The sequence below is a fragment of the Streptomyces sp. NPDC003038 genome (assembly GCF_040611115.1).
GTDB lineage: Bacteria > Actinomycetota > Actinomycetes > Streptomycetales > Streptomycetaceae > Streptomyces.
In genome coordinates this window covers 1-21,458 of the sequence record NZ_JBEXNN010000040.1, presented here as the reverse complement: position 1 = coordinate 21,458, position 21,458 = coordinate 1, and the positions used below count along the sequence as shown (strand labels likewise).

18 protein-coding genes are annotated in these 21,458 nt (G+C 69.7%); 9 read left to right on the top strand and 9 right to left on the bottom strand.

Going from position 1 to position 21,458, the window contains the following annotated elements:
* The first annotated feature begins 9 nt into the window (after window positions 1-9).
* The gene (locus ABZX75_RS30615) at window positions 10-537 is read left to right on the top strand and encodes a hypothetical protein (RefSeq protein ID WP_355416233.1); all 528 of its coding nucleotides are present in this window, start codon (window positions 10-12) and stop codon (window positions 535-537) included.
* A gap of 63 nt (window positions 538-600) precedes the next feature.
* Here the strand turns inward: ABZX75_RS30615 and ABZX75_RS30610 are convergent, their stop codons facing one another.
* The 5 genes from ABZX75_RS30610 to ABZX75_RS30590 all read right to left on the bottom strand — a co-directional run bounded on the left by ABZX75_RS30610 (window position 601) and on the right by ABZX75_RS30590 (window position 6,069).
* Window positions 601-1,161 (bottom strand): DUF4913 domain-containing protein, encoded by a 561-nt coding sequence (locus tag ABZX75_RS30610; protein ID WP_355416231.1) that lies wholly within the window; start codon window positions 1,159-1,161, stop codon window positions 601-603.
* On the bottom strand, window positions 1,151-2,884 hold the full coding sequence (locus ABZX75_RS30605) for a TraM recognition domain-containing protein (protein ID WP_355416229.1): 1,734 nt from the start codon (window positions 2,882-2,884) through the stop codon (window positions 1,151-1,153). Before ABZX75_RS30605 ends, ABZX75_RS30610 begins: the two co-directional genes overlap by 11 nt.
* Entirely contained in the window at window positions 2,884-4,095 is a 1,212-nt protein-coding gene (locus ABZX75_RS30600; RefSeq protein WP_355416227.1) for an ATP-binding protein, read from the bottom strand. The genes ABZX75_RS30605 and ABZX75_RS30600 overlap by 1 nt, the downstream gene beginning before the upstream one ends.
* 241 nt (window positions 4,096-4,336) lie before the next feature.
* A complete protein-coding gene (locus ABZX75_RS30595) occupies window positions 4,337-4,870 on the bottom strand; it encodes a non-ribosomal peptide synthetase (protein ID WP_355416225.1) in 534 nt (177 codons plus the stop codon).
* Window positions 4,871-5,436: 566 nt separating this feature from the next.
* Window positions 5,437-6,069 carry an SMI1/KNR4 family protein gene (locus ABZX75_RS30590; protein WP_355416223.1) on the bottom strand — a complete coding sequence of 211 codons (633 nt, stop codon included), beginning with the start codon at window positions 6,067-6,069 and terminating at the stop codon, window positions 5,437-5,439.
* A gap of 93 nt (window positions 6,070-6,162) precedes the next feature.
* Between ABZX75_RS30590 and ABZX75_RS30585 the strand changes: the two genes are divergently transcribed.
* From ABZX75_RS30585 to ABZX75_RS30570, 4 genes are all read left to right on the top strand, one after another.
* A protein-coding gene (locus ABZX75_RS30585) for an IS5 family transposase (protein ID WP_355416266.1) occupies window positions 6,163-6,956 on the top strand; the annotation gives its coding sequence in 2 pieces (ribosomal slippage) (window positions 6,163-6,495 and window positions 6,498-6,956; 792 coding nt in all).
* 312 nt (window positions 6,957-7,268) lie between these two features.
* Window positions 7,269-8,462 carry a hypothetical protein gene (locus ABZX75_RS30580; protein ID WP_355416221.1) on the top strand — a complete coding sequence of 398 codons (1,194 nt, stop codon included), beginning with the start codon at window positions 7,269-7,271 and terminating at the stop codon, window positions 8,460-8,462.
* Window positions 8,459-11,827 carry a hypothetical protein gene (locus ABZX75_RS30575; RefSeq protein WP_355416219.1) on the top strand — a complete coding sequence of 1,123 codons (3,369 nt, stop codon included), beginning with the start codon at window positions 8,459-8,461 and terminating at the stop codon, window positions 11,825-11,827. Before ABZX75_RS30580 ends, ABZX75_RS30575 begins: the two co-directional genes overlap by 4 nt.
* Entirely contained in the window at window positions 11,824-14,580 is a 2,757-nt protein-coding gene (locus ABZX75_RS30570) for an RNAseH domain-containing protein (protein WP_355416217.1), read from the top strand. The genes ABZX75_RS30575 and ABZX75_RS30570 overlap by 4 nt, the downstream gene beginning before the upstream one ends.
* A gap of 379 nt (window positions 14,581-14,959) precedes the next feature.
* On the opposite strand, the gene ABZX75_RS30565 is transcribed toward ABZX75_RS30570, so the two are convergent.
* Together ABZX75_RS30565 and ABZX75_RS30560 are read right to left on the bottom strand one after the other, a co-directional pair.
* Window positions 14,960-15,262 carry a hypothetical protein gene (locus tag ABZX75_RS30565; RefSeq protein ID WP_355416215.1) on the bottom strand — a complete coding sequence of 101 codons (303 nt, stop codon included), beginning with the start codon at window positions 15,260-15,262 and terminating at the stop codon, window positions 14,960-14,962.
* 187 nt (window positions 15,263-15,449) lie between these two features.
* Complete coding sequence (locus ABZX75_RS30560) at window positions 15,450-15,572, bottom strand: hypothetical protein (RefSeq protein ID WP_355416213.1); 123 nt, start codon at window positions 15,570-15,572, stop codon at window positions 15,450-15,452.
* Between the two features lie 164 nt (window positions 15,573-15,736).
* Between ABZX75_RS30560 and ABZX75_RS30555 the strand changes: the two genes are divergently transcribed.
* Window positions 15,737-18,712, top strand: a complete 2,976-nt coding sequence (locus ABZX75_RS30555; RefSeq protein ID WP_355416211.1) for a hypothetical protein — start codon at window positions 15,737-15,739, stop codon at window positions 18,710-18,712.
* Here the strand turns inward: ABZX75_RS30555 and ABZX75_RS30550 are convergent.
* Window positions 18,686-18,874, bottom strand: coding sequence for a hypothetical protein (locus ABZX75_RS30550; RefSeq protein WP_355416209.1), 189 nt, complete (start codon window positions 18,872-18,874; stop codon window positions 18,686-18,688). The two genes, ABZX75_RS30555 and ABZX75_RS30550, sit on opposite strands and share 27 nt — an antisense overlap.
* 189 nt (window positions 18,875-19,063) lie before the next feature.
* Between ABZX75_RS30550 and ABZX75_RS30545 the strand changes: the two genes are divergently transcribed.
* The 3 genes from ABZX75_RS30545 to ABZX75_RS30535 all read left to right on the top strand — a co-directional run bounded on the left by ABZX75_RS30545 (window position 19,064) and on the right by ABZX75_RS30535 (window position 20,785).
* Entirely contained in the window at window positions 19,064-19,579 is a 516-nt protein-coding gene (locus ABZX75_RS30545; protein WP_355416207.1) for a transposase family protein, read from the top strand.
* Between the two features lie 147 nt (window positions 19,580-19,726).
* Entirely contained in the window at window positions 19,727-20,320 is a 594-nt protein-coding gene (locus ABZX75_RS30540) for a hypothetical protein (RefSeq protein ID WP_355416205.1), read from the top strand.
* Window positions 20,321-20,383: 63 nt separating this feature from the next.
* Window positions 20,384-20,785, top strand: a complete 402-nt coding sequence (locus ABZX75_RS30535; RefSeq protein ID WP_355416203.1) for a DUF4259 domain-containing protein — start codon at window positions 20,384-20,386, stop codon at window positions 20,783-20,785.
* 9 nt (window positions 20,786-20,794) lie between these two features.
* Here the strand turns inward: ABZX75_RS30535 and ABZX75_RS30530 are convergent, their stop codons facing one another.
* The gene (locus ABZX75_RS30530; protein WP_355416201.1) at window positions 20,795-21,154 is read right to left on the bottom strand and encodes a hypothetical protein; all 360 of its coding nucleotides are present in this window, start codon (window positions 21,152-21,154) and stop codon (window positions 20,795-20,797) included.
* Window positions 21,155-21,458 lie beyond the last annotated feature (304 nt).

Sequence of the window (21,458 nt, the reverse complement as noted above, 5' to 3'; positions counted from 1 at the left end):
GTTTTCTCAATGCAATTCCTTGGCGGGCGGGAGACGATTGCCTTCGGCTGCTCAGCATCCAATAGAATCGGGGGAGCCGTTTTCGCCGCTTGCGACAGCGAAAAGCAGGCTAACACCTTCTACCGAGTTGATTCTGCCATCAGCGCCACTTGGCGCTCATTTCGCGGATACTCCATCAGGCCACAACTCTTGAACGACGCCAGCGAGGCGAACGAACTCCTGGTTGGCAATATTCCCTCCATTCGCATCTCCCGGGAATTTGTGACGGCTTACGTTCGAATCAATCGAGCACTCTTTAAGGCTCTACAGGGTGAATCAACATCCGCCGGTGAGTTTGCATCACTCGCATCAAGCGCCGCAGAAAAACTCGACCGCACCCTTGGCCGCACTCCCGAAGTAGCCACTTTCGAGGAAGAATGCCAAGCGCAATCATCAACACTGCTCGCCGGCGGAATGGACGAAGGAAGCGCCCGGGAAATTCGCACACTGTCAGGAGTTTGGGCCCTGAAGTATCAACGATTCATCACTCCCCATTAAATTGGTCCGGAAAGCCCGGCGCAGCTGGCTGATGGCCACGGACCCCATGGTCTGTGGCCATCGTTATGACTCGGCGTGGCTCCAGGCACTGGGCACCACGGATGGCAGCCGGTGCGCGAGCTGGTGTTCGCCCTTCGTGCAGCCCTGAAAGGGCCCGGTGGAGGCGCGTAGTTCGCGTATGCACGGGTCGTAGTGGTCGCGGAGCCAGGTGCTGGGGCCGGTGTATCCGCAGGTGGCGGGGTCGGTGAGTTCCTGCCAGGCCAGCCAGAGGGCATGGATTCGGGCGATGGCAACGGGGTGCTCGGTCCATAGGTGGCACCAGCGGGCGTCGGCGGAGGCCTCGTCGAGGTATCCGGGGACGAGAACGCCTTCGACCCACTCCGCCAGGGCCCGCAGTTCTTCGTCGTACTCCGGCTGGTCGAGAAGGAGGATGAAGGGCGGGAACTGCCAGCCCTCTTCCTCGGGCACAGCCTCGCCCTTCTCCGCTGCCTCAGCGGCTGCCTCGCTCTCTTCGGCGGGGGTAGTGAGGCGTTTCACCTCGGCCGCGAGGGCCTGCACTTGGGCTTTGAGGTCTTCGATGTCCTCGATCACGGTACCCGGCGCTGCGGTGGGGCTAGCAGGCACGGCGGCCGGCCTTCTGCTCTTCGTAGGCGGCGACCGCCCGCTTGGTGATGAAGGCCTCTTCTGCGTCTTTCTCCGGGCCGATGTGCCTCATGGACTCCTCCTGGTACCAGGGGCGGAGCTGGATCTGTGCGATCGGCATGCCGGTGGCCAGGAGGAGGGCGCTGCCCTTGGGCATGGCGCGGATCTCGGCGGGTTCGAGGATCTGCTCGCGCTGTTCTCCGACGGAGGTGGATCCGCCGTCTCGGCTCTTGGAGTAGGAGCCGCGGTGGACGGTGTGCTGGCCGACGAGGGTGGCGATGTCGGCGACGAACTTCGGATCGTCGACGCCGGCGCCAATGACCTTCTTGGTGGCGGCACACCACATGGCGTCCATGCCGACCTCGCCCCAGGCCTTCACGCCCTGGCGGTAGGACTGGAGGATAACGTACGGGTTGATGCCCCTGGAGCCGAGGTGGCTGAACAAGTCGGGGAGGTCCGCGATCTTGCAGATATTCGCGGCCTCGTCGAGCACTGCGCGCATCGGCTCGGGGAGCCGACCGCCGTGGCGCTCTCCCGCTTCGGCGGCCGCGGTGAACACCGCGTCGGCGAGGGCTGCGACGACGGAGGAGGCGGGGCCACCCTTCTTCGACAGCAGGTAGAGGGTGCCCTTGGAGAGCGCGAACTCCTCCGGGTCGAACCGGGGGCGCGTCCTGTCGGGGGTCACCCACGCGAGGACCTTCTCGTCGCGCAGGCCCGACAGCGCGGTGCGAGCGTTCTGGAAAATGCCCGATTGCGTCTCTTCGGCGATGTTGATGCTGGCGTCGACCTGCTCGGCGAGCACCGGTTCGTGCCGGTAGAGGATCCGCAGGGGTGCCTTCTCGGCCGGGTTGGCGACCCAAGACAGGACGTCCTTGATGCCGGCGCCGTCGTGGTAGGCGGCACGGAACAGGCCGACCAGGAGGTCGTTGGCGGACTGGGACCAGAACGGGTCGGCGCCTTCGCTGCTGATCTGGGCGATGAAGTGGCTGGCGAGGCGCTCGGGCGTCTCGGCTTCGGCGAGCATGTCCCACCACATCGCGCGCTCGATACGGGCGACGCCTTGGGTATCCAGGGCCCAGATGTCGCCCACGCGGCCCCTCGAAGTGAGGGTGGCGGCATACACATCCGCCTTGTTGGAGGTCATCAGCAGGGCGGCAGGCGCCTCTTCGGCCACGGGGATGGCCAGTGAGGTGGACTTGCCCGCGCGCGGGGCCATGGTCGCGACGAACGTGTCCTCGTCGCTGCCCCTCAGCTCAACGCCGCTGGGCATGTGATCGCCGAGCAGGACGCCCCGGTCCGCCGGGGCGATCTCCTTCGGCGGGACGCCCTTGAGGGAGGCCCGCAGCCGGGTGGCGGTGCGGGCGGCCTGCATGGGGGCGAGGTCGCGGACCTGGTGGAGGGTGGCCATGTCACGCGGGTGATAGAACCAGCGCAGCCCGAGCTTGACCCCCCACACCAGTGCGGCGACGACGACCAGGTCGAAGAGGAACGCGCCGATGCCGGCCGCGATCGGCGAGGGCGCCCAGACGGACGACCAGTCACGGACCATGCGCAGCACGGTGTACGGGGTGAGGTCCGAGGTGACGGGCTCGATCGTGGCGAGCGTGCCGATGGCGGCGCCGGTCCAGGTCGCGGCGGAGAGGGCTACCACGCCTCCTACGAAGCAGGCTCCGGCAACCCAGTTGCGGTCGGAATCCGTCATCATCAGCGCGCGGGCCTCTTCTTGTAGTCGGTGTGGTAGAGCCGGGATTCGGTGGCGGTCAGCTCCATCGCGACCGCGATGCCGGGGCGGCTGCCGATCTTCAGGAGGTACTTGCCGCGGCCGGGGTGCACCGTGTCTCCGGCGTCGAGGCCGGTGCTGGTGGCGGAGGACCAGGAGCTGATGATGGCGCGCTCCTGTTCGGTGAGCTGGCGTTTGCCGGTGACGTGGGCCAGTTCTTCGTCGGTGGAGGCGCCGATGACCCAGGTGTCGCAGCGATCCATCAGGCCGCGCGCTTTGGCCCGGTCCTCTTCGGTGGGCAGGGATTCGACGTCCTGGGTGGAGTGGGTGACGTAGATGGTGACGTCGCCGTCGCCACGGGAGAGGCGGCCGATGGAGTCCATGGAGTCGACGAGGCCAGGGCCGGCCCGCAACGCCCGCCACATCTCGTCCATGTCGAGGACCAGGCGGCGCTGCATGAGTCCGGTGGACCGGGCGGAGTCAATGCTGGAGTAGGTGTAGGCCCAGGTGGCGATCATGCCTGCGGACAGGGTGTCCGAGCCTCGGGAACGCAGTGCGGAGATGTCGACCGACACGGCGGGCGAGTTGAGATCGAGGTCGGCGGTGGTCGGCCCGTCGAAGAGCCCTTTGAGGGGCCCGCCGCAGCGGTTGTCCAGGCCGGCGATGACGGAGCGGGTGAGGTCTTGGTAGGTGGCGTCGTGCGCGGCAAGGCGGTTCCGCAGGGCTTCAGGGGCCTGGCGCAGGACGGTGATGACGTCGGGGACGATGGGGTCTTCGCCGGGGCAGGCGTCGGCGGCGAGCTGTACGGCGCAGGTCAGGGCGGAGCGCTGGATCTCGTCGGCGGCCCGGCCGAGGCCGTGCTTGGTGGAGAGGAGGGCGCCGAGCGTTTCGAGTCGGCGGGCGTTGAGAACGTCGAGCAGGAGGTTGCGCCGCTCCCCTGGCAGGGAACGGACCGTGTGCTTGAGGGGGCCAGAGTCGAGGGGGTTGAGCTTGCCGGAGCCGTCGCCGATGCGTACGACGCTGCCGCCCAGCTGCCGGACGAGTTGGGTGTACTGCTCACGGAGTGGACCGCTGAGGTCCGGCCCGGGTTCGGGGTGGCAGACATCCGGCGCTGCGCTGGTAGCCGGTCCGGTCCTCGACCGCGAGTGGGAGCGCGGACACTGCCACCCCGATCGGGAGAACCTGCGGCAGGGCATGCTGCTCGTCGGCGGTCGCGGTGGTGGCGGGCAGGGACAGTGCCAGAGCGGCGGCAGCCGCTACCGCGGCCCGCATCGTGATCATCATTTTGCGGTTGTAGCGGCCCACACACCATCAGCAACAGTCCCCCGGCACCTGGTTCACCCCTGCTGGGGACAGCAGTTCACCGGCGAAACGGCACTGCATCCTTGTCGGCTGTAGGGGCGTGAGGAACGAACCGGCCGAGGTCAGGAGCACCCGTTATTGGATGAGCTCGATGTGGGGGTGATTCGGGGATACCGGGCACGTGTGGATCTGGAGGTCGTAGCCGCTGGCGATGTCGATCATGGTGAAGTTCGCCGGAGGGTCGCCGGGGAGGACCATGGTGGGGTGTGTCAGTTCTTCTTCAGGAGCCCAGCTCTGGCCGCCGCTAGCCCATTCGGTGGTGGCGATGGTCAGCAGGGGTTCAGCCTCGCAGTCGCATTCGGGGCAGCGCCGCGGGATGGGGTCGGTGAGGCCCCACCGGGTCCAGCCGCCGGTCTTCCAACCCGGGGCCGTGGACAGCATGTCCATGTAGCGCTCCTGGGGGGCGATCCGATAGGAGTTGCCCAGCGCTGGGCCGGCGGCAGCCTGCCACTGGCTCAGGTCTCCCAGTTGGTCCTGGAGCTCCTGGCTCAGCTCCAGGTAGTTGGGGTATTCGGTGACCGGTTCCGGTGTGAGCAGGCACGGTTCCGGCAGGTATGTTTCGAACCGGATGGCCGACGGTTCAGGCGGTGTGGCCAGGGGTTTCGTCACCGTCGCGGCCGAGCGCCAGAACAATGCCGTCTTGCGATGTTCGGGGTGATCGAAGGGACACCAAAGGACCTGGAGTAGGTCCGCGTCGGACTGTGCGGGGCGGGGAAGTACTGTGCGGGGCGGGGAAGCAGGGGTACATCGCGTACGTACAGCTGAGCGACGGGCAGCATGGCGATCGGGCCGTCGGGCCAGGGACGGCCAGCCGGGATCTGCTTCTCTGTGGCCAGTTCCTCGGGCGTCGCCCAGGGGCCTTGCGGGTCAAGACGCCGCCGCTCTTCGCATGCTCTCCGATGGCGGCGCCACGCCCGCACGTCGTCCGGCGAGAGAAGGGGTTTGGCTGTCTCCTGCTCGTGCGGTGCGTCGCAGTGCGGCCAGGGCTCGTCGGCGGGCCAGAGCAGCGGGCCGCCGACTGAGCTGTCGTGCGGTGTGGGGGATCCGGGACGGGGATGCAGCCGTGTGGCTGTGCGGGCCAACGGAGCCAGCTGCGGGAAGAGCACCGCGACGTCGAAGGGTCGTGGCGGTGTGGTGTGACGCATGCTGGCTCCCGACGGCATTAAGAGTTTGTATCAGTTGGTGCTGAGGTCACATGCCGCGGTCTGGGCGTATGCCTCGCGTGCGGGTTGGCCTGGTCCCGCGGGTGGGTACTCCAGCCACACGGGGCCGGGGTAGAAGACTGTGCTGTCCCAGCCGGCCATCTCCTCACCGATGAGGTAGCGGTACAGCCACTCGGCGAAGGTCATGGCATGTCCGACCCAGTCAGCCTCCGACCCCAGAACCACTACGCCGTCGGAGAACCCGTGGACCTGCGGGGCTACGAAGACCACGGCGCCTTGGTCGGTGGCGGCGATGGGTATGAGGCCGTCGGTGGTTCCGAAGCTGAGCTGGGGGAGTTGGCAGAAGATGCGAGGATCGTCGTCCGGTCCAGTGATGTAGGAATCCCAAGCACTCTTGGACCAGACTTCTGATGCCGAGCGGATCTCCTCGCCCAGGTTCCACCAGCCTGACGCGGGGTGGGACAGGGTGAGGTGTCCGTTGATCTGCACGGGTGCGTAGGCGTCGACGATCTGTTTGTAGTCCGCCGGAAAGGTTCTGCCGAGCTCCTCCTCCAGGCTGAGCCAGGCCGCAGGGTCGGCGTGGCGTTCCTCTCCGGGGCCGAGCATGGCGAAGACGGCCTGCAGGTAGTCGCTCATCGTGGTCATGCACCTCGAGATGCTGCCGAGAATTGTTCGTGCCAGCATCGAGCACCCCCCGTGGCGACGGACGGCCGGGGTCCTCGTTGTCATGACATGGAGATGGTGCGGCAGCTAGTGCCAGACAGGCTGTGGGAGCTTTTCGTCCGAGTGATGCCCGCGGTGCCGGTGCGCCCGCAAGGTGGTGGACGTCGGAGGGCTGACGACCGCGGAGTCCTGGCGATCCTTTTCGTTGCCACCTCTGGCTGCACATGGCGACAGCTCCCACCCATGTTCGGGGCGTCTTGGCAGACCGCCCACCGCCGATTCACGCACTGGACCGAAGCTCGCGTCTGGGCCAAGCTCCACCGCCTGGTCCTCGACGAACTGGGCGCGCGCGGAGAGCTGGACTGGTCCCGGTGTGCGATCGACTCGGTGAGCCTTCGGGCGGCAAAAGGGGGCCACTGACCGGACCGAATCCTACCGACCGCGGCAAACTTGGATCGAAAATTCACCTGATCACCGACCGGAACGGACTGCCCCTCTCCCTCGGTATCTCGGGCGCCAACATGCACGACAGCCTCGGCGTGGAGCCGCTCGTACGCGGGATCCCGCCAATCCGTTCCCGCCGTGGACCTCGCCGACGACGGCTCGCGAAACTGCACGCAGACAAGGGCTACGACTACGTCCACCTGCGCCGATGGCTCCGCAAACGAGGCATCCGCCACCGCATCGCCCGCAAGGGCATCGAGTCCTCACAACGGCTCGGCCGCCACCGATGGGTCGTCGAGAGAACCGTGTCCTGGCTCACGGGCTGCCGACGGCTCCACCGGCGCTACGAGCGCAAGGCAGAACACTTTCTGGCCTTCATCGGCATAGCCGCAGCCCTCATCTGTCACCGCCGCCTCCCCAACTGATACGACCTCTAAGTCTCATACCCGGATTCTGCCGTCTCATCAGGACACGGCGGGATCGGGCCGAGACACCCGATCGGGGCCCGCGCAGCTTCCGCGTCGCCTATGGAGCGCTGTTGGGGGCACGACGCTGCTGGCCCCGATCCGGAGGCAGCCGGACACGAGTCCGTCCGGAAGACCACCGCACCGCGCACGTCGGACCGAGATCACCGGATCGGGGGAAGGTCCCCGAACTCCCGTGCCCTCCCACAGCGCGGAGGGGTTGAGGTTGTGGCATGGGCTCGATGCGGTGCGGGGAGGACCGGGGTGTCGGCGGTGGCCGGGACGGCAGCGGCCGTTCAAGAACTCGACGGGGACCAGCGCGCAGCGCTCGACGCCTGCGTGGTCGCGGCGCTGGCCTTGAGTAGCAGTGAGGGCGAGGCACAGGGACGGATGCGGCTGCTGATGGAGTGCCATGGTCGCTACGTGCGCTCGTTCGGGGTCCTTGAGCAGGCACCGTCGTACGAGGTGTTCGCCCGTCGGCTCCGCGGAAGCCGGGTGGCCGACCTCCTGCCGGGACGGCCCCAGGGATCAGTCCTCGGCAAGCTGTGGCTGCTCGATGACGACGGCATGCCCAGCTCGGCGCTGCACCGGCTCGCGGTGGAGGCCTCTGAGCACGGCCACCAGGCCCCGGGGATCGGTGCCGACATCCGCCATCTGCACAGCCTGCTGCGGGCGGTGGGGATGCTGCCGGTGAGTACCGGGCTGTCGCGGATCTCCGGCGAGACCGTCCAGCACGCCGTCTTCCGCGCGCTGAGGGCCGCCGGCTTCGAGGCGTACACCTGGGGCCGGAAGGCGATGGTCCGCACGCCCGTCCTGACACGGCGTGATTTGTCCCGGAACACCGCGTTGGTCGAGCTGGGCGCGTACACCGGTATCTCCCCGACGCGGCAGTTCGGCGGCCTGTGGGCAGCGTGTCCGATGTGCAGATGGACGATGCGGGCCACCTACCGCCCCAACGGCGTGGTGGATGTCGAGTGTGAGGACGAGCGCCACAGCCTGCTGGGCGCCCGGTACCGGGCCGAGCCGACTGCGGTGGAGGGCTGGTGCCTGGCCCCGTACGGCGAACTGCGCACCGTGCCGGAGCTGCTGCCCGTGGAGGGCTACGTGGCGTTGCCCTACGCCCTGTGGCTGTGGGTGACGCTCCCGGGCCTGTTGGAGGTCGAGCTGCGCGACCGGCTGGTCGCCTTGGGCGCGGAGGTGCGGCTGTGGCCGTTCGGCGACGCCTATGACCTGCATGTCACTCGTCCCGGCTGGTCCAGGGCGTGGCGCGTCGACGTCAAGACCTGGGCCGACCCGTACGGGCTGGCCCAGAAGCTGCGCGAGGATCCCGAGGGGCCCGGCGAGCTGTGCTTCGTGGTGCCTGAGCACCTGCGGGGGTACCTGCCGCTGCTGCGTCGGGTGGTGCGGGGCAGCGGGGCGCGCGTGCTGACCGATGCCGACCTGGTGGCGGAGGTGGAGGGGGCGTGAGCAGGACGCTTGCCGGGGCTCTGGCCTTGGCCGAGTATCTTCTTCCCGCCCGGTTCCGCGACGGGCAGCAGGTGGTGCGCGTCGCGGACGCCCATGTCCTGCTGAGCGGGCACGCGCCGCGTGCCGTGGCGGGCTGGGAGCAGTGGTCGGAGGCGGACAAGCAGCGCCTCGGCGCGCTGTTGGGCACCCGCCATCGGGGGGAGGCGCTACTGCACCACGTCGAACGGACCGTCTACGACGTCTTCCACACCCCGGACGCTGACGACCCGCTGCCCGCTCTCTACGCGCTCGGGTACAGCGAGCGGGGGCGGGCGCTTGAAGTGCTGCCGGCTCACGGGCAGGACCCTTCGGACGTCGCCGAACGCCTGCTCGCGCCGGCCAGGCGCCGGCGACCGCTGCGGGTCGCGAGCGGATCGGGCTGGTCGGCGCCGACATCGCGTGGGCGGGTCCAGCTCGCTTTCCCCGACGAGCAGGGGGTGTACAGGCCGCCTCGGGTCGTGACCGCGCCGTCGGTGGAGTTGGTGGTGGACGCCGATGAGCTCGGCTGGCAGAGTCGGGACACCGACCAGGGCATGAAGGGCCCGGCCTTCCGCGAGAAGCAGATCGCGCTGCTGCTGCGCGGGACCATCGGTGGCGGGCAGCGCCCCTTGGAGCCCGTCGTCCTGCCGCCGGGCCGGATCCACCTGCTGAGTGCGCCCCCGGGCGTGGGCAAGAACGTCTTCGGCCGGGGGTTGGCGATCCAGCAGGCGGGCCTGGGCCGCACCACCGTGCTGGTGGTCAGCGACAACGGCGACGTCTACGGCGAGGCCTCCACCTTGCAGCAGGAGCTGGGGGCGGCGGGCGTCAAGGAGACGGCCACGCCGTTCATCGCCCCCAACAGCCGGTACAACTTCGCGCTGCGCTCCGCCGCGAAGCTGGAGGGCACCGGCGTGCCGCTGGCGCAGGCCTCGGCGAGCATCGCCTTCCTCGTCAACAACTCCGCCTACGGGTGCGCCGCGCAGGCGCAGCTCGAGGGACGCGACGCCTTCGAGGCCGGCAGGGAGCCGTGCACGGTCGCGGCGTCGGATGCTTTCGGCCAGCCGGAGCGGGCGCTGTGCCCGTATGTGTCGTCCTGCGGGAAGTTCTCCCACGTCGAGGCCGCGACGACGGCCAGGATCATCGTGACCACCCACGCCTGCTTCCAGTCTGGGATGATCAAGGTTCCGGTGGAGGTCGACGGGGAGGTCCGCACCAGCATCAGCGTGCGGGAGTTCCTTCTGCGACTGGCGTCCTATGTGGTCGTCGACGAGGTCGACGCCTACCAGGCGCGGGGGTTCGACGAGTGCGGCGTGCTGGAGCTCGCGTCCCGCTCCCGCCCAACCACGGTGCTGCGGCGCATTCGCGACAGCCTGCACCAGGCGCCGCCGCGGCTGGCGGTGGCCGTGCGCCGGCCCCTGACCCGGGCGGTGTTCCTGGCCGAGCAGCTGCTCGACCTGGTGGCCGGGGAGGAGGTCTGCACCGAGGTCGCCCAGGCGCGGGCCCTGGCCCGCGGGCAGGACCCGCGCCGGACGCGGCAGGTCCTGCAGGACCGCAAGCGCTGGTATCAGCCTCATCACTGGGACCGGCATCTGCTGGAGAACCTGATCGGGGTGGACCTTGACGCTGCGGCCACCGCCGAGCAGGCCGACTGTCTGCAGGCCTTGCTCCCGCGCGTGGCCACCCGGCCGGGCGACCGCCCTTCCTGCGCCGTCCTGCCGGATCGGCTGCTGCCCGTCCCGGGCGTGCTGGAGCGGATGCTCACGATCGACGAGGGCGGGGAGTGGCAGCTTGCCCCCCTCAAGGACGAACTGCGGGAGATCGTCTCCGCCGCGCTGCCCGCCTTCTGCGCTGCCGAGGGCGGAGCCGACGGAGCACCTGCCGAGTCCACGGTGCCGGCGCAGCGCGGGCTCGACCGGCCGGAGTCGGTGAGGGCGCTCACGCGCACCGAGGTCACCGCGGGCGTCCTGCACGCGCTGCTGATGAAGACGTGGCTGACGGCCATCGTCCACACGATGTTCAACCTGACGGACAGGGCCGGCGAACTCGCCGGGCACGGCATCGACGCGGCCTCCGAGCTCGCCGACGCGATCGGCCACCAGGGCGCCGGCACCGTCGTCCCGTTCGGGCCGCTGGGCCGCCAGCTGGGCGGGTTCCGCTTCGAGGGGCTGGACGATCCGGGTGCCCATGCGAGTTTGAAGATGGAGGTGCTGCGCGCCGACCCCCACACCGAGACGCAGTTCCTCGGCAGCATCGTCTCCCTCGCCCTCAGCGGCCGCCAGCGTACTGTCCTGGGCTTGTCCGCCACCGGCTTCATGCCGGGCGCGGCACGCATCCACCTGCTCGCTCGCCCCGACTGGGCGATGCCCGACACCCTCCGCGATGGTCTGACCATCTTCAACAGCACCCCCGTCGCCGACGGAAAGCTCTTGGCCGTCGGCAGCACCCCCTACCGCGAACGTGACCAGCGGGTCATCTCACTGGCCGCCGGCTACGCACCGGGCCTGGTGCGCGACCTGGACCGGCTTGCCGCGGAGGCGCGCACCCGGCATCGCGCGCGGGCCCTGATCACCGTCAACTCCTACCGGCAGGCCCGCCTGTTCGCCCAGACCCTGTACGACACCGCGCTCGCCCTCGGGCGGCGGCTGCGGATCTACGTCGCCGTCGCGGACACCCCCGACCTCTCTCTGCCGCCGGTCTGCGACGCGATCGGCCAGCTCACCCGCGACCGTTTCGCGGAGCTGGCGGACCTCGACGGCGAGGTGCTCATCTCGCCGCTGCCGCGCACCGAGCGGGGCTTGAACGTGCTGACCGTGTTCGAGGGCGTCGCCGTGTCGGCCATCACCCTGATCGCCATGGGTGTGCGGCCGGTCATGCCGGCCGACGACCCGCCGGTGCTGGCGGCCAGTGTCGCCGCCCGGGCTTGGCGCGACACCGTGCCCGGCGACGACCCCGCCGCCGTCCTGGCCCGGGCCCGCGCGGCGGCCGACGCGCACCTGCGCCTGAGCCTCAACGCGCCCAAGCGCTTCTCCGCCCTGCCCGACGAGCTGAAGTACGAACTCGTCGCCACCCTCCTCGGGCAGAGCGTCCAGTTGGCAGGCCGCGGACGCCGCGGGCAGACCCACGTCGAGCTCCACTTCATCGACGGCGCCTTCCACGACCCCACCTGGGGATCCGACCTGCCCACCCTGATCCGTGGGCTGCTCGATCAGTCCCCGCAGGACGACCTCGCCCAGCTCGGCGCTTCTTACGGCCACACCATCGAGGAAATCGCCGAGTACGCCCACGCCCAGCACCTGCTCCCCGCGCTGCGCGCGGGCTTTGACGCCTACCTGGGAGAGTACGCATGAGTCGCCCGCTCGACAGCGTCGCCCGCAAGCAGGCCCGCCTGCTGCAGTTCCGCACCGCTCCCGCCGACCTGGGCGAGGTAATCGCCTACCGGCCCGACGCCCCCGTCATGGACCTGGCCATGGAGCTCTCGCGCGAGTACAAGCGCAACGTCAGCACCGGTCTGGACGTGCAGCCGCCCTACCGGGCGCTGGAGTGTGTCCTGCGCGCGGCGGCGGGCACCTGGGTGCGCTGGCAGTGGAACGACGGCTGCTACGAACTCCTGTGCGCGGCGCCGATCAGCGCCGAGGACCGGTGCGACGTGTTCCGCTACTGGGCCGAAGCCGTGGTCGCCGGCCCCGACGGCCGGCGCATCGGCGAACAGCTGGCCGAACTCCTCGCCCGGGCCGAGCCCCGCTCCGCCGTCCTGCCCCCGCCGCCGAGCGCCGGCAAGCGCTCGCGCGGCTGGTGGCCGGGCGAACTCGCCCGCTGGCGCCTGGCCGAGGAACTCGCCGCCCTCGAGTGGCCCCGCAACAACGGCGCCCCCGTCCGTTTCGCCCTGTGCACCGACGGCCGCCTGGCCGCGATCGGCCACGAACTGCCCGCCGAACCCGACCGCAAGGGCATCGTGCGCCACCTGCTGCCCCGTATCACCATCGGCACCGCCGCCAGCGGGCACTCCCGGCGCCACGCGCTGACCGTGAACGCCACCACCACTCTCCTCACCACCTCCTGGAAGGGTGTCGCCACCGTCTTGCTGGCCAACCCCGACCAGCCGCTCATCGTCGCCGCGGTCACCGACGGCCCGCCATGGAAGCGCCGCCTGAACGTCCCTGCGGTCGCCGCCAGCCGCCGCCTGGCCGCCCTGCCCCGCTTGAGCGCGAACGTGCCGCCCTTCCCCGAGCACCTCGCCGACGACGCCCTGGCCGACACCGCCCCGGGGCCGGTCTGGGCCGTCGCCCCGGCCAGCGTCCGCACCCCCGGCCTGGGCCGCGGACACGGCATGGAGTTCTTCCGCCGCGTCGAGGAGGCCATCGACACCCGGTGCGAGAAGTACAGCCACCGCAGCCCCGTGTTCATCGAGTTCCCCGGCATCAAGGTGCCGCCCACCGAGAGCGGCTCACGCGTCAGCGGACCGATCCCCCTTGAACGGATCCCCGCCGCCCTGGATGCTGCCGGCGTAGGCACCCTCCTCGTCCCCGTCCTGTGGAGCACCGACGAGGTCCGCGCTCGGGTGAAGGCCGCGATCGCCGCCCAGTGGGGCCCCGGCGAGGACTGGAAGGCCGTCGAAGGCGTCGCCGAACCCGCCGTCGGCGGGCGTATCGAGGTCGTCTTCCTCCACGACAAGGCCAGTGCCCTCGGCCACGGACCGCGCACCAGCGCGGAGCGCGAGCGGGACCTGGCACAGATGCTCGCCCCCCACACCCGCAAGGACACGCTCGTCGCGGCGATCTGCGAGACCGACTGGGACCCCGAGCGCTGGTACCCGAGCGTCGAAGCCCGCGAGAAGGCCGAGAACGAGGACGGCAAGTGGCCCTCCAAGCAGGCTCTCGCGCGCCTCGCAGCGACCTCCCAGTACATCAAGCAGGCCCCGCCGCCGGTCCCCACCCACACCCGGGAGGGCAAGCCCTACAACGAGAAGTACCGCGCGAAGAAGGTCGCCTCCCGCCAGAGCGGCCTCGACAGCTCGACCGCGAACGTGCTGCGCGAGATCCTCAGCGGCGTCGGCGCCACCGACCACCGCCTCGGTGCCGCGTTCGGCAAACTGCCGCTCGAGAACTGGTGGCACATCGGCATCCACGTCCGCCGCCACGCCCAGCGCCGCACACCCGGCAAGCGCCGCACCACCGAACCGGCACCGATCACCGCAACCCTCACCGCCATGCGCCCCACCGGCGGAAAGGACGCCCCCTGGCAGGTCTGGGCCTACAGCCCCCAGGCCGGGCAGTGGCAGTCCCACAGCCCGGCCACCACCGCGCTGCACGCCTCCGACCTCGCCTGGGATGTCAGCGGATACCGCGCCGCCGCGGACGAGACACTCCAGGCCCGCGCCGCCGCGGACGTCGTCGAGCAGGCCCTCATCGCCACCCGCACCCAACTCCCCGCAGCAGCCCCCGCGGTGCTCTACGTCGACGGCGACGCCGCCGAGTACATCTGGGCGGGCCTCACCGACGAAGCCCTGGGCCAGGACCCGCCGCCCGGCATGCCCCGGCCGGCGTCCTGGCTGCCCGGCCACAGCCTCCCCCGCGCCCAGCGACCCCTGGCCACCGTCCGCGTCATCGGCGACCTGGAACGCATCGGCCGCCCCACCGGGGCCCACATGCGCACCAGCGACGGCACCTGGCGCGCCACCGACACCACCAACAGCCTCTTCCAACTCGCCGCCGACGACGGCGCCGTCACCTACCCCGACCTCCTGCTCGTCAACGTCCCCCGCACCTGGGCCGCCGGCCCCGCCGGCCGCTTCGGCAAGGACGAGACACGCTTCGACAGCGGCAGCCAGAGCAAGAACGGCTACGCCCACACCGCTACCCGGTTCACCGTCATCGCCCAGAGCCCCGACGCCGACTGCGACCTCATCGGAGCCGTCGCCGCCGTCCTGACCAACCAGGGCATCACCTCCGACGTCCGCCAAAGCACCCCCACCCCCCTCCACCTCGCCCGCAGGATGGACTCCACCCACCCCTACTACCGCCGCACTGCGGAGAGCGCCGAGGACGCCCCCGATGCCGCCGAGGACGGGAACACCGCGCAGGAGGAGAGGACCAGCCTGTAGCCAAGGCGCGCTCACCCCGACGAGGAGGCGCTTGAGAAGTTCCGGGATACCGACGCCGAGGCTGACGCCGATGCCCTCCACCATGCCCACGTCGGGGGCCGAGTCCATCTCGGGGTCGAGCGGGTCGTCGGCGTGCTGGACAAGCTGGCTTCTGTTGTGCGTCACGCCGACGTGGCCGTCCACGCGTACGTTTGGGGGAGAAGCGTCGGCAGGTGCCGCTGAACGAACTCCACACGGCGAAGCGTTTAGAGTTCGTGGCCGAGTGAGCGGCGGCGTCACACGGTGACGGGCTCGAGCTGAAGGCGACGGTAGCGGCCCGGTTGAACAGGTGCGGCCTGGAGGACCGAGGGGCGCCTTGACCAGAACAGTGAAGCCCAGATCAGCCTCCGGCTTCGCCGACGTCGCTGTCCATGGGGCGCAGTCGGTATCCACTGCCGGAGGGCTCCAGGCGGTACTGCTGGCCGAGGGCGCTGGTGCAGTCGCCGGGGGACAGCAGCTGTGATCCTTCGACCAGTGCTTCGTCGACGCCCAGGCAGCCCTTGCCGATCTCGGGGTGGTGCCACTGGATGCGGTAGGTCTGGTTGCCGAGGGATTCGAGGTAGACCCGCGGCTGGAGTGCCTCGGTGCAGGGACGCTGTACGGCGATCTCGCGGTTGGTACGGCCGTTGCGTTCCAAGGGCACCCGAACCTCCCCCGCATCGCCTGGCCCCGGCAGCACGCTGCCGGGGCCAACGCTGGCACCAGGGCCGCAGATCCCGGGCCACGGCCTCAGACGCGCATGTTCTCCGACACGCCGCCCCCGGGATGCCTCGTGTGTGGCACACGGAACATGCCGGTGTAAGTGTCCTGGTGATTGCCCGGGTGTGAGGTTACGAGGTGAGCTGGTCCAGGAGCCAGGCGGTGACTGCGCGGGCGGTTCCGGAGATGAGGCCGGTGAAGGTGGCGCGGGTCAGGGCTAGGCGTTCGCGGCGTGTTAGAGGTTTGCGGGACATGGGAACTCCAAAGGTCGTGGTCAGCGGGTGAGCGGCCGGCAGGCTCGCTGCCCACGTTCGGTGCCGCGTGAAGATCGACTCCCGGTTGCGACGAGGCGCCGACCGGCGCCGCTATCGCGGCTGTTCAGCCCGTGTTGAGGCCACGGATGGAGGATGATGGTGCGATGAGTCGCGACGCGGGGGGCGGCCCGGCCAAGCGGCCGCGGGCACTGGAGCGGGCGAGTGTGGGATGGCCCCGGGCTCTGCGGGAGTTGAAGGACCTGCTGTACGAGGTGTACCTGGCGGCGGGTGCCCCGAGCCTGGATGTGATCGCCAGGGAAATCGCCGCCGAGGACGACAGTCTGCTGGGGTTGCCGAGCCGGGATACCATCCGCCGCTGCATCAGCGGCAGCGTCCTGCCGCCGGGGCAGGCCGATGTGGTCGCTGTTGCCGTGGTACTGGCCCGCTATGCCGCTTGGGACAGGCAGGATCTGGCCGCGCGGGTGCGCGGGCTGTGGGTTGAAGCCCGAATGGCCAAGGGGGCGGGGCGGCCGATCGAGGAGTTCGACGACGAGCTCGTCCTGGCCGACCTGGAGGTCCACCCGGCCCTTGATTCCGGTGCCACCCGCGACCGGCTCAGTGTCCTGCCCGCCTACGTCCCGCGAGAATTTAACGGCCGACTGGACACACTGGTCGCCGCCGCGACGGCTGGGCAGAGCGGCATCGCGGTCCTGGTCGGTGGTTCCTCCACCGGCAAGACCCGAGCGCTGTGGGAAGCGGCTCGGAAACTTCCGGACACGTGGCGGCTGTGGCATCCCATCGCCCCGACCCGCCCTGACGCGTTGCTGGCAGAACTACCCGATATCGCCCCTCGGACCGTGGTGTGGCTGGACGAGGCCCAGGACTACCTGGGGCCGGACCCGCTCGGGGAACAAGTCGCCGCAGGCCTGCGGAACTTGCTGCACGATGTGAGGCGCGGCCCGGTACTGGTGCTCGCCACGTTATGGCCACAGCACTGGGCGACCCTAACCACACGCACCGACCAGGACCGCCACGCCCACGCCCGGCAGTTGCTGCGCGGACACAGAATCGACGTGCCGGACGTGTTCAACGACGCCGACCTCACGGCGCTCACGGCCACGGCCGGCAGCGATCCCCGACTTGTGGAGGCCGCCGAACGGGCGCCTGCCGCACAGATCACCCAGTACCTGGCCGGGGTGCCCGTTCTGATGGACCGCTACCAGACAGCCCAGGGGGCCACCAGGCACCTGATCAACGCAGCCATGGACGCGCGCCGTCTCGGCGCCGGCCCCAACATTCCGCTGGCCTGGCTCGCCGACGCCGTCCCCGGCTACTTCACCGACACCGAGTGGAACGCCACCGGCGACTGGCTGCCACAGGCCCTCGACTACGTCACCCGGGAATGCAATGGCATTCCCGGCATCCTCACCCCCGTCAAGACGGGCACTCCCCGCAACCACCGCGACCACCGTCCGACTGCCGTGAGCGAGTCCACCCCCAGGTACTCCGCCCGAGACACGGCGGGATCTCACTACCAACTGGCCGACTACCTCGACCAGTACGGCCGCCGCCACCGCGCCGACCAGGTCCCCCCGATCGATTTCTGGACTGCAGCCGCCACCCACGCCCACCCTGCGGACCTGTACGCGCTCGGCGACGCCGCAAGGAAGCGCGGGCTGTACCGGGATGCCGCCCAACTCCACAAGCGCGCTACAACCCACGGCGACTCTCACGCCCCGGCCGCCCTCGTCGACCTCCTCCACTCTCTGCACCCCACCGACCCCAAGCCTGCCCAGTGGGCCGCAGCCCACGTCAACCTCGGGGACTCTGACTCGGTGGTCTCGCTGCTGGAGAGCCTGACGGCGGCCGGAGCGGACGAGCAGACCACCGCCCTGCTTGCCCGCAACCCCGCAGCCCACGTCAGCCTCGGGGACTCTGACTCGGTGGTCTCGCTGCTGGAGAGCCTGACGGCGGCCGGAGCGGACGAGCAGACCACCGCCCTGCTTGCCCGCAACCCCGCAGCCCACGTCAACCTCCACCACCCCTATGACGTGGCCTCGCTGCTGGAGAGCCTGACGGCGGCCGGAGCGGACGAGCAGACCACCGCCCTGCTTGCCCGCAACCCCGCAGCCCACGTCAACCTCGACAGCCTCTGGAACGTGTCCGTGCTACTGAAGCACCTGACGGCGGCCGGGGCGGACGAGCAGGCCGCGGCCCTGGCCACGCGAGCCGCCGCCCACGGCGCCCTCGACGACCTCTTGGGAGTGACCATCTTGCTGGTGTGCCTGACGGCGGCCGGGGCGGATGAGCAGGCCGCAGCCCTGGCCACGCGAGCCGCCGCCCACGGCGCCCTCGACGACCTGAGCTCCGTGTCCGTGCTACTGAAGCACCTGACGGCGGCCGGGGCGGATGAGCAGGCCGCGGCCCTGGCCACGCGAGCCGCCGCCCACGGCGCCCTCGACGACCTGAGCTCCGTGGCCGCGCTACTGAAGCACCTGACGGCGGCCGGGGCGGATGAGCAGGCCGCAGCCCTGGCCACGCGAGCCGCCGCCCACGGCGCCCTCGACGACCTCTTGGGAGTGACCATCTTGCTGGTGTGCCTGACGGCGGCTGGGGCGGATGAGCAGGCCGCAGTCCTGGCCGCACGTGCTGGCACCCACGTCGCACTCGACAACCCTCACAAGGGAGGCCAACTGGCGGAAAGGCCGCGAATGGCCGTGATGTACGACCAGGCCGCGGCCCTGACCGCAGGAGCCGCTGCCCTCGACGACCTGAGCTTCGAGGGCTGGCTCCTGGCACGCCTGACGGCGGCTGGAGCAGTCGACCTGCACGACCCCTACGTGGTGGGCGCACTTCTGGACAGCGTGACGGGGGCTGGAGCAGACGAGCAGGCCGCCGCCCTGGCCGCATGGGCCGGCGCCCACGTCTCCCTCGACGACCCTCACAAGGTAGGCCAACTGGTGGAAAAGCTGCGGATGGCCGGGGCGGACGACCAGGCTGCGGCCCTGGCCGCACGCCTTCCGGCCGCAGGTCGCTTCACTCAGTTCATCACGATGATTGACGATCCGAAGCAGTTCCGATTCGGGCGAGAGCCCGATGGAAGTGCCGCTCCCTCATGGGGATGGGAGGACCTGGAATGAGCCGAAACCGTACTTCCGGGGCTCCGGCCAGACCGAGTCAACGGCCTTGCGAACCGTCCGCCACGACACGTTGTACTTGCGCTCAATCTCCCGGATCTTCATGCCGCCGCGGTGGTCGCGCCGGATCGCCGCGTACAGCTCGACCTTCGACATCTGCGGCATGACCAGGACCTTTCACCAGGAGCATCCCGATGCTGCCCTGGCAAGCACCCTGGTGACTTCAAAACTCGGGTTCTGGCTCAGGTTGTGTGATCCGTGCACTGTGAGTGACGACTGAACTCCCTGCGACGCCTCGGGAAGTTGCCTCAAAACGAGCAGTGGCATGAGTGGCTGGGCAGACAGTTCGGGGCTGTGAATGAGATCTTGCTCCGGCTGGATGAGTTGTTGTTCCCGTCGATCGCGGACGTCGCAGTGCTGTCGGTCGACGTGAACATCGCGATAGTGCGTGTTGATGTGCGGTGCACCGCCACAGGCGCCTCGTGTCCGGGTTGCGGAGGATGGTCCGCCCAGGTTCATGGCTCCTATCTGTGGTTTCCCGCTGATCTTCCGAGTGCGGGGCGAAGGGTCGTACTCCAGCTGCGGGTGCGCCGGTTCGCCTGCCGGAACGCCGGGTGCGGGCGCCGTACGTTCGTCGAGCAGATACCCGGCCTGACCCGAAGGCACGGCCAGCGGACCGAGCGGCTCCGCTCGACCCTGGCCGCGATCGGTCTCGCCGCCGAGGGCGCCACCGTCGGCGCCCCGCAGGCCGTGCAGGTCGCGGACCGGTGGCACCTCTGGCACAACCTCAGCGAGGCTGCCGAGCGGAGCATCGCCCAGCACCGCCAATGTCTGCGCGTCCTGGTCCCTCAGACGACTGAACCGACCTAGACGGAGCCCGGCCCGACAGAGGAGTCGTCCGACTCACCATGGCCGACCGGCCACCGGTTCGCCGACCGGACGCGGACAACGCATGCCACGGTCCATGCCCTGGTGGAGGCAGGGCACAGCCGCCGCGCGATCCAGCGGCAACTCGGCATGACGAGCCGAACTGTCAAACGCTACGCGGACGCTGCCACGCCGGAAAACCTCTTCACCGGTCAGTGGCAGACCAGGACCTCAATCCTCGACGAGTACAAGACCTACCTCGACGACCGCTGGAACGAAGGTCACACCAACGCCTGGAAACTATGGGAAGAAATCGTCCCACTCGGCTACCAGGGCAGCTACCAGCGCGTTCGCGCCTACCTCCGCCGGAAACGCACCTCGCCACGGCCCGTGACGGCCCGGCCGCCCTCGCCCCGGGCCGTCGCCGGATGGATCCTCCACCGCCCGGAAACCCTCTCCGAGACCGAACACCTCCAGCTGAAGAACGTCCGGGCCAACTGCCCCGAGATCGACTCACTCACCAGGCACGTACGGTCCTTCGCGAGCATGCTCACCGAGCGTCAGGGCGAGCGTCTGCCGACCTGGCTCGACGCCGTCAGACAAGACAACCTACCCAGCCTCCACACCCTCGCCGCGGGCATCGACCGAGACCGTGACGCCGTCATCGTTGACGTGCCCTTCGACGACGCCCGAGTCCCAGGGGAGGGTGAGGCCGGCGGCAAGCGAGTACTCCTCGCTTCGTGAACGTTGTGAGCGCCTGCTGAAATGCTGTCCCCCCGCACAACCAGCGACTACCAGGAGACGAGCATGGGCACGTGGGGAACCGGACCATTCGACAGTGATCTCGCTGGTGACTTCACTGACGGGCTCAGGGGGCTCGCTTCCCAACAGATCATCAGTGCTCTTGAGGGAGCACTACGGCGAGTCGCGGAATCCGGCCCTCGTATTGACGGCGGGGACGAAGCAGAGGCGGTTGCCGCTGCTGCGCTGGTCGCTGCTCAGATCCCAGGCAGCAAGGTAGTGATCTCCTCCAAGGACGGGCCTGACGAGCCGCTGCCTCAGCTGCCCGCCTCCTTGCGTGCTCTGGCTCGCCTAGCACTTCACCGCGTCCTTGGAGACGGATCCGAGCTGGCCAAGGGCTGGGTGGACAGCAGCGACGCGACTGAATGGCGCCAAGAGGTGCAGCTGATCCTTCATGCACTCGGCTAGCGCGATCACTCACAGTGCACGGATCACACAACCTGAGCCAGAACCACCACCCGTGAATAAAGCCACCAGCTCCACCAGCGCCGCCACACCCACCACAGCCGAACCGCCACCGGGCGGGTTCGGCGTGCGCAGGGCCTCGGCCAGCCGGTCGGCAACCTGCCACCCGTACAGCGGGCCGTCCTCCCCCAGCGCGGCGCGGACCTCCTCCGCGTCCATGACTTCCACCGCGGCCCGCGACCACAGACCCGGCCCGGCGTCCGGGGCCGGCACCACGCCCGAAGCCACCGCCCAGCGGAACTCCGGCCTCGGCACCCGCAGCCGCGCGGCGGCCTGGTCCTGGTCGTACACGGTGCGCAGCGTTTTGCCCATCACGGACTCCTCCCTCCTCGGCATCACCCACCCCGGGCGATGCCCGAAAGGTGCCGGTACATACCGAAAAATGTCAAGTACCCGTTGGTTAGGCGTAGTTGGGAGGTATGCACCCCTGCTGCGCCCGCGTAAGCGAGAGAAATTCACCCCTGAGGGGGACCCAATCGGCACCCGCCTGGACACGACGAAGCGGGGGCGCCCCCCGGCGGTGGGGGGCCCCCGCCGGGGGGGGACAAAACCCCCCCCGCAGAACGGGTTTTTCGCGCTGTGGGGGGGAAACAGGGGGGTGTCTAACAGATAACGG

Excerpts from the sequence above, each read along its gene's own strand:
- ABZX75_RS30615 (WP_355416233.1), top strand. The coding sequence starts at position 10 with ATGCAATTCCTTGGCGGGCGGGAGACGATTGCCTTCGGCTGCTCAGCA.
- ABZX75_RS30540 (WP_355416205.1), top strand. The coding sequence starts at position 19,727 with ATGACGAGCCGAACTGTCAAACGCTACGCGGACGCTGCCACGCCGGAA.
- ABZX75_RS30600 (WP_355416227.1), bottom strand. The coding sequence starts at position 4,095 with ATGCCCTGCCGCAGGTTCTCCCGATCGGGGTGGCAGTGTCCGCGCTCC.
- ABZX75_RS30535 (WP_355416203.1), top strand. The coding sequence starts at position 20,384 with ATGGGCACGTGGGGAACCGGACCATTCGACAGTGATCTCGCTGGTGAC.
- ABZX75_RS30550 (WP_355416209.1), bottom strand. The coding sequence starts at position 18,874 with ATGCCGCAGATGTCGAAGGTCGAGCTGTACGCGGCGATCCGGCGCGAC.
- ABZX75_RS30560 (WP_355416213.1), bottom strand. The coding sequence starts at position 15,572 with ATGTCCCGCAAACCTCTAACACGCCGCGAACGCCTAGCCCTGACCCGC.
- ABZX75_RS30590 (WP_355416223.1), bottom strand. The coding sequence starts at position 6,069 with ATGACCACGATGAGCGACTACCTGCAGGCCGTCTTCGCCATGCTCGGC.
- ABZX75_RS30605 (WP_355416229.1), bottom strand. The coding sequence starts at position 2,884 with ATGATGACGGATTCCGACCGCAACTGGGTTGCCGGAGCCTGCTTCGTA.
- ABZX75_RS30530 (WP_355416201.1), bottom strand. The coding sequence starts at position 21,154 with ATGGGCAAAACGCTGCGCACCGTGTACGACCAGGACCAGGCCGCCGCG.
- ABZX75_RS30555 (WP_355416211.1), top strand. The coding sequence starts at position 15,737 with ATGAGTCGCGACGCGGGGGGCGGCCCGGCCAAGCGGCCGCGGGCACTG.
- ABZX75_RS30570 (WP_355416217.1), top strand. The coding sequence starts at position 11,824 with ATGAGTCGCCCGCTCGACAGCGTCGCCCGCAAGCAGGCCCGCCTGCTG.